This is a genomic window from Bacillus sp. GZB (assembly GCF_001975995.1).
GTDB classification, from domain to species: Bacteria; Bacillota; Bacilli; order Bacillales; family Bacillaceae; genus Bacillus; species Bacillus velezensis.
Window position 1 is genome coordinate 100,702 of record NZ_MTQG01000018.1, and the last position, 12,146, is coordinate 112,847.

General features: G+C 47.0%; 15 protein-coding genes. 4 read left to right on the forward strand and 11 right to left on the reverse strand.

The window, feature by feature from the left end:
• Positions 1 to 122: 122 nt before the first annotated feature.
• Positions 123 to 302 carry a Fur-regulated basic protein FbpA gene (locus BXO87_RS16745; protein WP_032872984.1) on the forward strand — a complete coding sequence of 60 codons (180 nt, stop codon included), beginning with the start codon at positions 123 to 125 and terminating at the stop codon, positions 300 to 302.
• On the forward strand, positions 289 to 435 hold the full coding sequence (gene fbpB, locus BXO87_RS16750) for a Fur-regulated basic protein FbpB (RefSeq protein WP_003156206.1): 147 nt from the start codon (positions 289 to 291) through the stop codon (positions 433 to 435). The genes BXO87_RS16745 and fbpB overlap by 14 nt, the downstream gene beginning before the upstream one ends.
• Positions 436 to 460: 25 nt before the next feature.
• On the opposite strand, the gene BXO87_RS16755 is transcribed toward fbpB, so the two are convergent.
• The 8 genes from BXO87_RS16755 to BXO87_RS16790 form a co-directional block, all read right to left on the reverse strand.
• Positions 461 to 1,606, reverse strand: coding sequence for an acyl-CoA dehydrogenase family protein (locus tag BXO87_RS16755; protein ID WP_038457022.1), 1,146 nt, complete (start codon positions 1,604 to 1,606; stop codon positions 461 to 463).
• Positions 1,607 to 1,721: 115 nt separating this feature from the next.
• Positions 1,722 to 2,057 carry a hypothetical protein gene (locus BXO87_RS16760; RefSeq protein ID WP_032872980.1) on the reverse strand — a complete coding sequence of 112 codons (336 nt, stop codon included), beginning with the start codon at positions 2,055 to 2,057 and terminating at the stop codon, positions 1,722 to 1,724.
• A 94-nt stretch (positions 2,058 to 2,151) separates the two neighbouring features.
• Complete coding sequence (locus tag BXO87_RS16765; protein WP_038457021.1) at positions 2,152 to 2,919, reverse strand: ABC transporter permease; 768 nt, start codon at positions 2,917 to 2,919, stop codon at positions 2,152 to 2,154.
• Complete coding sequence (locus tag BXO87_RS16770; RefSeq protein ID WP_038457019.1) at positions 2,912 to 3,838, reverse strand: ABC transporter ATP-binding protein; 927 nt, start codon at positions 3,836 to 3,838, stop codon at positions 2,912 to 2,914. Before BXO87_RS16770 ends, BXO87_RS16765 begins: the two co-directional genes overlap by 8 nt.
• 101 nt (positions 3,839 to 3,939) lie before the next feature.
• Positions 3,940 to 4,989: an AI-2E family transporter gene (locus BXO87_RS16775; protein WP_007410215.1), complete on the reverse strand. Its 1,050-nt coding sequence runs from the start codon at positions 4,987 to 4,989 to the stop codon at positions 3,940 to 3,942.
• A gap of 185 nt (positions 4,990 to 5,174) precedes the next feature.
• On the reverse strand, positions 5,175 to 6,431 hold the full coding sequence (dctP, locus tag BXO87_RS16780; protein ID WP_032872974.1) for a C4-dicarboxylate transporter DctP: 1,257 nt from the start codon (positions 6,429 to 6,431) through the stop codon (positions 5,175 to 5,177).
• A 108-nt stretch (positions 6,432 to 6,539) separates the two neighbouring features.
• Complete coding sequence (locus BXO87_RS16785; RefSeq protein WP_003156219.1) at positions 6,540 to 7,211, reverse strand: response regulator; 672 nt, start codon at positions 7,209 to 7,211, stop codon at positions 6,540 to 6,542.
• Complete coding sequence (locus tag BXO87_RS16790; RefSeq protein WP_038457016.1) at positions 7,186 to 8,808, reverse strand: ATP-binding protein; 1,623 nt, start codon at positions 8,806 to 8,808, stop codon at positions 7,186 to 7,188. Before BXO87_RS16790 ends, BXO87_RS16785 begins: the two co-directional genes overlap by 26 nt.
• Before the next feature lie 80 nt (positions 8,809 to 8,888).
• Here BXO87_RS16790 and BXO87_RS16795 point away from each other — a divergent pair, with 80 nt between their 5' ends.
• Both BXO87_RS16795 and BXO87_RS16800 read left to right on the forward strand, forming a co-directional pair.
• Positions 8,889 to 9,941, forward strand: a complete 1,053-nt coding sequence (locus BXO87_RS16795; RefSeq protein ID WP_038457015.1) for a TRAP transporter substrate-binding protein — start codon at positions 8,889 to 8,891, stop codon at positions 9,939 to 9,941.
• Positions 9,942 to 10,024: 83 nt separating this feature from the next.
• A complete protein-coding gene (locus tag BXO87_RS16800; protein ID WP_014416954.1) occupies positions 10,025 to 10,846 on the forward strand; it encodes a manganese catalase in 822 nt (273 codons plus the stop codon).
• Positions 10,847 to 10,882: 36 nt separating this feature from the next.
• Here BXO87_RS16800 and BXO87_RS16805 read toward each other — a convergent pair whose 3' ends face one another.
• From BXO87_RS16805 to gsiB, 3 genes are all read right to left on the reverse strand, one after another.
• Positions 10,883 to 11,242: a DUF4937 domain-containing protein gene (locus BXO87_RS16805; RefSeq protein WP_038457013.1), complete on the reverse strand. Its 360-nt coding sequence runs from the start codon at positions 11,240 to 11,242 to the stop codon at positions 10,883 to 10,885.
• Positions 11,236 to 11,577: a cupin domain-containing protein gene (locus BXO87_RS16810; protein ID WP_038457012.1), complete on the reverse strand. Its 342-nt coding sequence runs from the start codon at positions 11,575 to 11,577 to the stop codon at positions 11,236 to 11,238. The genes BXO87_RS16805 and BXO87_RS16810 overlap by 7 nt, the downstream gene beginning before the upstream one ends.
• A 134-nt stretch (positions 11,578 to 11,711) precedes the next feature.
• On the reverse strand, positions 11,712 to 12,083 hold the full coding sequence (gene gsiB / locus BXO87_RS16815) for a glucose starvation-inducible protein GsiB (protein WP_012116853.1): 372 nt from the start codon (positions 12,081 to 12,083) through the stop codon (positions 11,712 to 11,714).
• Between the last annotated feature and the right edge of the window lie 63 nt (positions 12,084 to 12,146).

Below are 12,146 nucleotides of genomic sequence, written 5' to 3' on the forward strand. Positions count from 1 at the left end.
ATTCCCCGGGAAACTTTTTGTCGAAAAATTGGCGGTATTTTTCCTTTACATATGAATATGCCCATTGTATACTTTCATTAATTGATAATGATTCTCAATATCATTTGATTAGGAGGGTAATCATGAGGTCTTCTCCTCAGCTCAGATCATCAGTTGAAGGACGAAAAAAACATCTGATCCATTTGCTGATCAATAACGGAATATACAAAAAGTCGGAACGGCATTTATATGAATTATCGCTCGGAGAATTAGAAAGCGAATACAAATATGTTAGGAAGGTGCGGACTTATGGCGAAACGTAAAATAAAAACATACGAACAGCTGATAAAAGAAAACAAGGCGGCCATTATGAATAATCAAAAGCTGATGAATGTGATCTATGACAGAATTGACCGCAAGCATCAAAAACTGCTCCGGCACAACAGCCATACATAAAAAAGCCTTTTTCAGGCTCTTTTTTTTATTGCTCAAAGGCTTCCGCCGCTAATTTGCCGATGACCGCATCGTCCATCGGCGGATTGTGAAGGCCGGCCCGGGCATCCCGATAATACCGCTGAAGCGGATTGTTTCGCTCAAGGCTTTTTGCGCCAGTGATTCTCATTGCTTTATCAACAACAGAAAGGACGGCATTTGTCACAATATGTTTTGCGGCGCCGAGCTCGCTTTTGATGAAAGGGCGGCGTTTCGGGTCATCATACATTTGCGCCGCCGTGAAGAGAAACTGTCTCGCTTTTAACAATTCAAGCTCCATTTCCCCGACACGCTGCTGAACGGCCGGCACGTCTTTAATCGGTCCGTTCAGGCTGTTCGGCGAATATTCGGATGCAAACCGGACGGCATAGTCCCTTGCCGCTTGAGCGATACCCAGATAAGCAGCGGGAATGTGAAGCAGCCAGCCATTCACTTTCGCCGCTCTTGGCCCGCTGATAAGCTCCACAAGCCGCTCGTCATTGACCGTGACATGATCTAAAAGGAGATCATGGCTTCCGGTCGCCTTCATGGCAATCATATCCCATGTTTCTTCGACCGAGACGCCTGCCTGATCTTTATGAATGAGAAAAACACCGGTCGTTTGTTTTTCTTCAATCCATGCCGTCACAAGCATATAATCCAAAGTCAGCGAAAGGGTTGTAAAGGTTTTTCGGCCGTTCAGCACCCATTTTCCGTCTTTTTTGACAGCGGAGGTGCCGGGTCTTCCTCCCCTCGTCGGACTGCCGGTCTGCCGTTCCGTCGCTGCCCTGTTCAGGACAGCTCCCTTTTTCACCTCTTTTGTGATAAATGAAAAGACATCTTCATCCCAGCTGTTTCCTTCTCCGAGCTCACCCATGACGGATAAATGCCAGCCGATTCCGAGAGCCACGGCCGCGTCTCCCCGCGCCAGCCGTTCCTGAAACAGCACCATATCATAAACGGAAATGCCTGCACCGCCGAATGCCTCAGGTACTGTTAACGCCGTATATCCTGCGTCGCGCAGTATTTGAATTTTCTCCGCGGGAAAACGGCCCGCCTCATCATCAAGCGCGGCTGTTGTTTGAAATTCGTCTGCAAGCAGGCCGATTTTTTCCACCCATTCCCTCTGCCGTTCATTCTGTATCCATAAAGACACTGGAATCCCCCCATTATAATTCCGATAAAGTTAATAAGTATTATAGAGATTCAAGTCTCGTTTCGCAACTGTGAGGCTGTACAAAAAAAACGCGCTATTCCATGGAATAGCGCGTTCAGACTGCTTCCGGGCCGCGGTCCTGCTTGAGCCCGAGATAAATCAGCATATATGTGAGATAACCCATCGTCATCACAAGCCCGCCAAAGAAAAAGCTTGAAAAAATCGGCTCTTCAAACGCGGTAACCGCCGCAAGCACGATCCAGCTTGCATACAGGTAGATGATGAAATAACGGAATCCCGTCTTCAATTTATATAAGAGAAACAGCCCCACTGTAGAAAACAATCCCAGCGCAAGTCTGAAATAAACAAGATGTTCGAATTGGAACATGAATGACACAAAGGAAAAACCAAGCAATAACACAATCGGTAATGCGGTAATAAAATTTCTCAAGTGAGCACCTCCGTCATTACCTTTATTATAAATCAAAATAGCATAAATTATTGATTTATCGTGATCTTTTTCACAAAAATGTCATTCCTTTACTTTATACCCGAACATCGCGTTTGCAAAAGCTCCACCAAGCGACGGCTAAGAAGAATACGATATGGATAATGATAATGCCTGCGGAAAATAACGGCGTCATTCCCGCAAACAGCGGTTTCGCCCCGCTCATATATTGCGTCAGGTCAGTATTTGCGAACAGCAGAAAACTTCCCCATTTGTTTTGGAAGAGCGACATAATCGTCACGAGTGATTTTGCGCCGTACAGCACGATAAATGACAAAATGACGGCCGTCGCGCTGTTTCGGAATACAGAAGAACACAACAAGCCAAAACATGCCATCGCAAACGCCTCGACCCAGTTCGTGCCGATTACTTTCAGGGTGTTCATAAGAAGCGTCCCTGATTCAGATGTCACCGACATGCCGAAGAAAGCCATGCCGAACAGCAGAGACAGAATATAGTACGCCGCATACAGGTACAAGCTGACCAAAAATACGGTAATGAGTTTAGATACAAAAATCCGCTCCCGCTTTACCGGGCGGATTAACAGAAATTTGATCGTTTTCTTATCAAATTCAGCGGAAATGATCGTTGCCGCGATCACGATTGTTAATGCCTCAAGCAGAATATTCAGCCCGGGCGCGTACGCCATATAGCCGATGAAATTCTCATCCGTTCCGGAACTGATGACAAGCCGTTTAATGACAAGCGCCATAATAAATTGGAGAACGGCCATCAGAATCAGCGCCACTAATGAGACTTTTCGGTTAAAGAGCTTCATATGCTCATTCGCTGTCAATTTAAACATTCGTCTCCCCCTCCTCTTGAAGCGCCGTCGTCACTTTCATGAATTCATCCTCCAGCGATTCCGCATACGGCATGATGGAATACACGAGAAAGTCTTGTCCGACGAGCGCACGGTTTAATGCCGGGATGTCCTTCTTCGCTACGGTGACGGTAATGCCCCCGCCGTTTTTCTCCGGAGCAAACTGCTGTTCTGACAGCCATTCGAATGCTTCGTCAGCCGGCTGAATGTCGAGGACGGCTTTTTCTTCTTTTTCCTCAGCGCCGCGCAGAACAACCTCTGTTTTGATCTCACCTTTTTGAATGATGATGACACGGTCGCAAAGGTCCTCCACTTCACGCAATAAATGCGTCGCAAAAAGGATGCTCGTCCCTTCAAGCTCCGCGAGTTCCTTTAAGTGATCGCGGAAATCCTTCATTCCGCCGGGATCAAGCCCGTTTGTCGGTTCATCTAAAATGAGCAGATTCGGACGGTGAAGAATGGCCTGCGCAATCCCGAGACGCTGTCGCATACCAAGGGAATACGTTTTAACTTTGTCATGAACGGCATTTGTGAGCCCGACCCGCTCGATGACTTCCTGAAGCCTGTCCTCTTTGATGTTTTTGTGCATGTTGGCAAAGTGCTTCAGGTTTTCCCACCCCGTCAGGTACGGGTAGAATTCAGGATTTTCCACGATCGCTCCGATGGATTCAAGCGCTTTTTCGAAATCAGCATCGTGCTGAAAGCCGTTAATTGTAATCGTGCCGCTGTTTTTCTTTAAAAGACCGACGATGATTCGGATAAGTGTGGTTTTTCCCGACCCGTTCGGACCGAGCAAACCGATGATCTCGCCCTGCCTGACATCCATGCTGATGTTTTTTAAAATGTGCTTTTTGCCTATTGTTTTGTCAAGGCCTTCAATATGTAAAATCGGCTCAGTCATACAGCCTTCCTCCTTTTTCACAAAAAATAAACAGTGCCCGTACATAGGCACTGTCTGCATTATAACATTAGTCATATATTCGTGAAGAGCCGGAGCCGACGTTATGTCTTATCCGGGACCGGTCCGTTTTTTTCCTTCTCTTCATTATTGACGACATCCAGAATATCAAGCAGGAACACAAAAATCGGAATTCCGATAATCAAGCCCCAGATACCGAAGAAATGTTCCGAGAAAATCAGAACCGTAAAGGTAAAAAAGATCGGCAGTTCCGTTTTCGCTGACATCAGTTTCGGATTAAGGAAGTACGTCTCAATCGCATGGATGACGAAAATGACCAGCACGATGTAGATGACATACGCTGCGCCGCCCGTCGTATACGCGATGATGCTGAGCGGAATGAGCGAAATCACCACACCCGCCACGGGAATGAGCCCGAGGAAAAAGACCATGATTGACAGGCCGAACAGCTGCGGAAAATGCAGAATCGCCAATGCGATCAAGGTGAGGATACAGTTCACCAGCGCAATAATAAATTGGGCTTCAAGCACTTTGCCGAATGTTCTCGCAAACTTGCTGCCGAAATAAGCAAGTTCGTAGTAAAAAACAGACAGCTTGCTGTGCTGAAATTTTTTCATAAACTCCGTGAGCCGCTTTTTCTCGAACAGGAAAAACATGCTGAGAATCAGTGACATCACGACCTGCAAACCGAAAGTGCTGATATCGGCCAAGTATGTATACAGTACATTAAAACCTTCTTTTACATAGGAACCGATATTGATATCGCCGAACACGCTCGATATCTCATCATAAAACGGAATGACATCGGGATGATACGCGATGTGCTTGATCTGCTTAATCAGCTGTTCAATCTGCTTGGCAACAATCGGGTAAAAGACAAAGCCTCCGACAGTCGCCCCGACAGCCAGCGCAATATATAAAACGGTGATGACCACCCTCTGGCTGATCCGGAAAAAATGGTTCAACACGTGCCGGATGACAGTCTCCAGCCGATCCATCAGAAAAGTAAAAATAAACGTAAGCAAAATCAAATTAATCATACTTCGGAATACAACTAACACCCCAGTCAAAACAAGAAAAACGGAAAAACGTCTGACACCCGGATGCTGAAAAAATTTAAAAATAGCCGCCATTTATACACTCCTGCTAGGACAAAAAGCCCTTAGATTTCATCTTTCACTCTCTAATTGTAAATTATATAACAAAATGACGCTAAGGTCTTTGTCCACCTCCTAATAAATTTAAACAAATTTATCTTTTTTACTCATGGAGGCCGAAAAAAAGAACGGTATGCCCGATGCATGCCGTTCCTTTCCTTTTATACCGCCGTTTTCATTTCTTTTACGGCCTGTGTGCTTTTCGTTTCGTCAAACTCATTTTCGCTCTTGGCTACGATGATGGTGGCGATTCCGTTTCCGATCAGGTTGACGATCGCCCTTCCTTCACTCATAAAGCGGTCGACGCCGAGGAGCAGCGCCAGTCCCTCCAGCGGGATAACCTGAAGCGCCGATAAAGTGGAGGCGAGTACGATAAATCCGCTTCCGGTTACGCCCGCCGCGCCTTTTGATGTCAGCATCAGCACGAGAATGATCGTAACCTGCTGGCCGATGGTAAGGTCAACGCCGAACACCTGCGCCAAAAAAACCGTCGCCATGGAAAGATAAATCGAGGTGCCGTCCAGGTTAAAAGAATATCCCGTCGGAATGACAAGGCCGACAACCGATTTGGAACAGCCGTAACGCTCCATTTTATCCATCATCCGCGGAAGGACGGACTCAGAAGAGCTTGTGCCGAGAACGATGAGCAGTTCATCTTTAATAAAACGGAGATAGTTCCACAAGCTGAAACCGAATAGTTTGCAAATGATATTCAAAGCGACAAATACAAACAGGAACATCGTAACGTATACAGACAGCATCAGACTCGCCAGCGGCTTGATGGAATCAAGGCCGAAGTGCCCGATCGTATAGGCCATGGCCCCGAATGCGCCGATCGGCGCCGCGCGCATGATGTAGCCGATGATTTTGAAAAAAACGTGCGACAGTTTATCAAAGAAATCAATGATGCTTTTGCCTCGTTCACCGAGCGCAGCCAGGCCGACACCGAATAAAACAGAAAAGAATAAGACCTGAAGAATGTCGCCTTTTGCGAAAGCGTCAACCATATTTGACGGAACGATGTGAGTGATAAATTCAATCCAGTCAATCCCCTGTCCCCCGTTTTGGGTGTACTGAGAGACATCCCCTTTTTCAAGCTTGCTGTAATCAAGGCCCTCACCGGGTTTCATGATATTGACGACCAGAAGTCCGATAATAAGGGCAATGGTGGTCACGACTTCAAAATAAATAAATGCTTTTCCCCCGACTTTGCCGACTTTTTTCATGTCTCCCATCTTGGCGATGCCAAGCACGATCGTCAGGAATATGATCGGTGCGATAATCATTTTTACCGCATTGATAAATGTATCGCCGAGCGGCTTCATCTGCTTCCCGGCCTCAGGCCATACGAGTCCGACAATGACGCCGATGATAACCGCCGTGATAACCTGCACCGTAAGATTTTTGAAAATTTTCATCCCTACTCCCCCTTGCCTCTCGCTGCGTCTATACAAAAATGATAGCGTTTTCATACGAAGAGGGGAAGCTTATGATCATAACGGACATTTTGGTCTTTTTGGTCTCGGCTAGCGGACGAATTTGTAGCGGTTAACCGGCCGGCCCACTCCCCCGTATTGAATGTCGAGCTTAATCTGGCCGTCTTTCTCAAGAAAATCAAGATAACGCCGCGCCGTCACCCTTGCGATCCCGAGCGCTTTGGCGGCTTCTTCAGCTGAAAGCGGCTCCGTCTGCTGTTTCATATAGGTCAAAATTTCATTCATCGTAAAATGATTTAACCCCTTCGGCAGATCCCGGGACGGATTTTGCGGAATTTTAAGCAGCATGTCAAGCTGCTCTTGCGACATGGTGTCATGCTCTTCAATTTTCCGTTTATATTGTTTATAGTTTTCGAGCGCCTGTCTCATCCGCTCCAGCTTAAACGGCTTCAAAATATAGTCGGCCGCACCGTTTTGCAGCATAAGCTGGATTGTTTCTTTGTCTTTTGCGGCCGAGACGATGATGACGTCCACTTCGAGCTTTTGTTTTCTGATTTCCTGGAGCGTTTTAATTCCGTCTTTTTTCGGCATGTATACGTCTAATACCACGAGCCCGGGCCGCAGATCTTTTATAAGCCTGATTCCCTCGTCTCCGTCAGCGGCCGTGGCGATGACACTGAACCCCGAAACACCGGTGATAAATTCTTTATTCACCTCCTGCACCATCGGATCATCTTCAATAAGCAGCACCTTGATGTCCATCGAATGATTCCTCCCCCTTCATCGGAAATAAAATAGAAAATGCCGTTCCCTGTCCCTGCCGTGTGTCGACTTCAATGACGCCCATCCCTTTGTCGACGATTTGTTTGACGAGGTACAAGCCGTATCCCGTTCCTCCCGTTTTATTGACGGTAAACCCTTTGTCATAAAGGTGCGGGATGTGCTGATCGGAAATCCCGCTTCCGTTGTCTTCTATTAATATAGCAAGCACCTCATCATTTTGCTCGATACTGATGTCAATATGTTTGTCCTCCGTGTCCGCTGTTTCGAATGCGCCGAACGCATTCTCAATTAAATTGCCGAGCAGAACGACAATGTCATGCTGGTCGACATGCTCCGGAAATGTCGAGAAACTGCTGTTTTCATCAATTTTCACAGAAATGCCGAGCTCTTTTCCTCTTTTGATTTTGCTTAACAGCAGCCCCGCCGCAGCGTCATTCTGAATGGCCTGATGAAGAAAATCGGTGACGCTTTCTTGTTCTGACGATTCCTTAAAAGCAAGCTGGAGCGCTTTTTCTGATTTTCCGAGCTGAATCAGTCCCGCGATGGTGTGAAGCTTGTTCATATGTTCATGATTTTGAACTCTGAGCGCATCGACAAAATTTTTCACACCGGTCAGTTCTTCCGCCATTTTCGCCGCTTCCGTCCTGTCCTGAAAAATGGCGACGGCTCCGATGACCTTCTTTTTCATGACGATCGGAATTCTGCTGCTCATGATCACCTTTCCGCTGACTTGGATTTCTTCATTATATACGGCTCGGTTCCGCTCGACGATCTCAGGGAGGCGGGAATCTTTTAACACGTCCCAGATCAGCCTGCCATCGGTCTCTTGTCTGACATTGAATATCTGCTTCGCTTTTTCATTAAAAATGGTGATGTGATGCTGGTTATCGATCGCGATGACGCCCTCATTCATTGAATGAAACGTAGCGGTCCGTTCCTCATACATTCTCACGATCTCATGGGGCTCCAGCCAAAACATTTGTTTTTTGATGTGGCGGGCCAGTAAAAAGGAGCCGGCCAGTCCGAACCCGAGCGCCAGCAGAACGATAAACAGTATTTCATGTTTCAGCTGAAGAAGAATTTCACCGAATCCGGGCAGCGTTTTACCGGCCAGAACGACGCCGATCTGATTCAAATCACGGTCTTTGATGGGATAAAAAGCGCGGACGGCGGTGCCGATCTCTCCCTTTGCTTCGGAAAAATAAATGTGCTCGGCGAACGCCGCGGCTTCGTCCTCACCCCTTGAACGCTTTCCGATCATTGTGCTGACGGGATGTGAATAGCGGATATGATCCATATCCATGACGACGATGTAGTCCGCTTCATTGATGATCCTTATTTCTTCGACCGCATGGCGCACGTCTTCCCTTTGTTTTTTCTGCTCGAGGGCGCGTTTGACATCGGTCATCTCAGATACCGTCCGCGCGGTATTCATCAGCCGTTTTTTCAGCTCGCGCTCCTCTGTATGCTGAATATTGCCGATCAGCACGATGCCGACGATCAAAAAGGTAAAAAGCACGACGATATACGAAAGTATGGTGATTTTCCAGCGGATGGTGAGCTTTTTTTTCGTCATTGGCCTCTTCCTTTCCGTCTCTTTACGAAAACGGCCCGCCCGATTATGCTTGTTATAGAAAATGGCGGAGGGGGTTTTCGATGAAAAGCTTGCTGACTTGTCTCAGCCTGATGGTACTCGGTATCGGAACCGCTTTATTCATCGGCTTTCATGATCATTTCTCAACGGAAGAACCGTATTATGATGACGAACAAGAAGGCCTGAAAGATCAAATCGTTTTCAAATTCAGCCATGTCGTTGCTGAAAACACGCCTAAAGGGCGGGCGGCGAATAAGTTTGCCGACCTTGTCTATCAAAAGTCCGGCGGCACCATTAAAGTAGAGGTGTTTCCAAACGGGAGCCTCTATTCAGATAATGAAGAAATAAACGCCCTCCAAAACGGGGACGTGCAATTCATCGCTCCCTCCACCTCAAAGCTCGGATCACTGTCTCCCGAATGGGGTGTTTTGGATCTGCCGTACGCGTTTACAAACTATAAAGCCGTGCAAGAAGGCCTCAACGGCAAAATCGGCACACGCCTGTTCACTTCATTAGAAAAGCATCATTTGAAAGGACTGGCGTACTGGACGAACGGGTTTAAGCAGCTTACGTCAAATAAAGGACCGATCTTCACTCCGGACGATTTGAAAGGACAGGCGCTCAGGATCATGCCGAGCAGCGTGATCGAAGACCAATACCGTCTGCTCGGCGCGCACCCGCGGCAGGATTCCTTTAATTCCACGTTTCAGCTCTTGGAAAGCAATCTTGTAGACGGAGAAGAAAATACGATTTCAAATATCTATTCTAAAAAATTTTATAATGTTCAAGATTATTTGACAATCAGCAATCACGGGTACCTCGGTTATGCCGTGATGACCGACGAGCATTTCTGGAATTCGCAGACAGAAAAAACGAGAACCATCTTAACGGAGGCGATGAGAGAAACGACGGAGTGGAACGAAGCCTCCGCTGAGAAAATGAATAAAGACCAGCTTGAAGAGATAAAGAAGAATTCATCCATTCATATTCATGTGCTGAGCAAAGCGGAAAAGAACACATGGATGAAACGCCTCGACCCGATTTACGAACAATATGAACAGGTGATCGGCCGCGGGCTTGTGCAGGATTTGTTATCCTTGCGCCGCGAGCCTTAGCAGGACCAATACGCCCATCTCCGTTTCATCCCTTTTCCCGCCGGGGAAGTAAATAGGGACAGAGCAAAAAAGGAGATGGAGACATGTTTACACATACGAAAAAACTGCAGCATCCGGCTAAACCGGATCGTCCTGACCCGCTGTTCGCAAAAAAGATGCAGGAAATTTTAGGGGGACAATACGGGGAGATATCCGTCGCCATGCAATATTTGTTCCAAGGATGGAATACACGGGGCAATGAAAAATATAAGGATCTTCTGATGGATACCGCGACGGAAGAAATCGGCCATGTCGAAATGATCGCGACGATGATTGCGAGACTGTTAGAAGACGCCCCGCTGGCAGAGCAGGAAAAAGCGGCTGATGATCCGGTCATCGGGTCCATTTTAGGCGGCATGAATCCGCATCATGCGATCGTCTCAGGACTCGGCGCAATGCCGGAGAGCAGCACGGGCGTTCCGTGGAGCGCAGGCTATATCGTCGCAAGCGGAAACCTTCTGGCAGACTTCCGCGCCAATCTGAACGCCGAATCACAAGGAAGGCTTCAAGTCGCACGCCTGTATGAAATGACCGATGATAAAGGCGTGAAAGATATGCTCAGCTTTTTATTGGCCCGCGATACCATGCATCAAAACCAATGGCTTGCGGCCATTAAAGAATTAGAAGAACAGGAAGGTCCGATCGTTCCTTCCACCTTCCCGAAGGCTCTGGAAAAACAGTCATTCTCCCATAAGCTTATTCATTTCTCAGATGGAGCAGAAAGCGCTGAACAAAATTGGCTGAAGGAAACAGCGCCGGACGGAGAACCATTTGAATACGAAAAGGAACCGAAAGCGCACGGCGAAATAGCTAAGCTGGATCCCGTCCCGCCGTATGTCCACAACACGCTTCCCGGCCGCGAGTAAAGACACAAGCCCAAAACAAACTGTTTTGGGCTTTCATTATGCCTTCTGAACCGTCCAGTCCGGTTCGTATCGGATGTCCGGGTGATGTAACAGCTCGTGAATGACAGGTTCATCCTCTTCGTACAGCATCACTTCTATTGAAAGAATCGCAGCCTTCTGCTCGATTTCTTCGTATAGGCGGTCATGTTCGTTCTCCATAAAATCATCATAGGCCTGTCTGTTCTCCCAAACGCTGATGATCTCTGCGATGAACAGGCCGTCTGCGTTTTTCCGCCACCCGCCGGCCTGTTTGACGAAGCCATTTACACATGATAATGCTTCCCACCTTGACTGTGCTTGCGCAAATGCTTCAGCGTTTGCAGCGTCTGTTTCACATACAATCTTTTTGATCAGCATGACCGTTCCTCTGTGATGACTGTTTTCGCATGCGTATGCTCAACACAGAGATTCACGGTTCTGACGTATGAGCGGGTGCGGTGAATCGTGCCTTTCGGGATGAGCAGGCTGTCATTTGCTTTGAGCACTGCGGTTTCTTTGTCCTTAAAATCGATCAGCAGCTCCCCTTCCAGAACGATGAACCATTCATCTGAGTCAGGGTGATGGTGCCAGTCATATTCTCCCGTAAACACTGCGAGGCGCACACAGTGGTCATTGATCTCCGCGATTGAAAAATTATCGTGTTTTTCTTTGACTTTATTAGCGATAGCGATTAAATTCAGCATGTCAGACACGAGTGAAAAACCCCTTTTTCATTTTATTGTATCGCAACGGCGGCTCAGATCAAGATTTTCCCAAAATAAAAAGCGATCCAGCTGATTCGCCGGATCGCTTTTGATCTGCAGGTTGTCTGCCTTTTATGCTTTTATTAGCTGCTTCGTCTGTTTCCGCCTTTTTGGCCGATTTCCTTATAAAAATCTTTGTCATGATTTTTACTAGTGGCTTCTCCGCCTTTTTGGCCGATTTCTTGATAGAATTCCTTGTCATGGTTATTGCTTGTTGCTTCTCCGCCTTTTTCACCGATTTCCTGATAGAATTCTTTGTCGTGATTTTTGCTTGTTGCTTCTCCGCCTTTTTCACCGATTTCCTGATAGAATTCTTTGTCGTGATTTTTGCTTGTGGCTTCTCCGCCTTTTTGACCAATTTCCTGATAGAATTCTTTGTCATGGTTATTGCTTGTCGCTTCTCCGCCTTTTTTACCTGCTTCTTCTCTGCTCATTTTGTTATTATCTTGTGCCATTTTTGAATTCCTCCTTTAATTGGTGTTGGTTGTTGGTTTCCCGATTTCAGAACTGCTAAACAA

Bases quoted from the DNA above. Each gene is read 5' to 3' on its own strand.
- BXO87_RS16745 (WP_032872984.1), top strand. From the start codon at position 123: ATGAGGTCTTCTCCTCAGCTCAGATCATCAGTTGAAGGACGAAAAAAA.
- fbpB (WP_003156206.1), top strand. From the start codon at position 289: ATGGCGAAACGTAAAATAAAAACATACGAACAGCTGATAAAAGAAAAC.
- BXO87_RS16765 (WP_038457021.1), bottom strand. From the start codon at position 2,919: ATGTTTAAATTGACAGCGAATGAGCATATGAAGCTCTTTAACCGAAAA.
- BXO87_RS16770 (WP_038457019.1), bottom strand. From the start codon at position 3,838: ATGACTGAGCCGATTTTACATATTGAAGGCCTTGACAAAACAATAGGC.
- BXO87_RS16775 (WP_007410215.1), bottom strand. From the start codon at position 4,989: ATGGCGGCTATTTTTAAATTTTTTCAGCATCCGGGTGTCAGACGTTTT.
- dctP (WP_032872974.1), bottom strand. From the start codon at position 6,431: ATGAAAATTTTCAAAAATCTTACGGTGCAGGTTATCACGGCGGTTATC.
- BXO87_RS16785 (WP_003156219.1), bottom strand. From the start codon at position 7,211: ATGGACATCAAGGTGCTGCTTATTGAAGATGATCCGATGGTGCAGGAG.
- BXO87_RS16790 (WP_038457016.1), bottom strand. From the start codon at position 8,808: ATGACGAAAAAAAAGCTCACCATCCGCTGGAAAATCACCATACTTTCG.
- BXO87_RS16795 (WP_038457015.1), top strand. From the start codon at position 8,889: ATGAAAAGCTTGCTGACTTGTCTCAGCCTGATGGTACTCGGTATCGGA.
- BXO87_RS16800 (WP_014416954.1), top strand. From the start codon at position 10,025: ATGTTTACACATACGAAAAAACTGCAGCATCCGGCTAAACCGGATCGT.
- BXO87_RS16805 (WP_038457013.1), bottom strand. From the start codon at position 11,242: ATGCTGATCAAAAAGATTGTATGTGAAACAGACGCTGCAAACGCTGAA.
- gsiB (WP_012116853.1), bottom strand. From the start codon at position 12,083: ATGGCACAAGATAATAACAAAATGAGCAGAGAAGAAGCAGGTAAAAAA.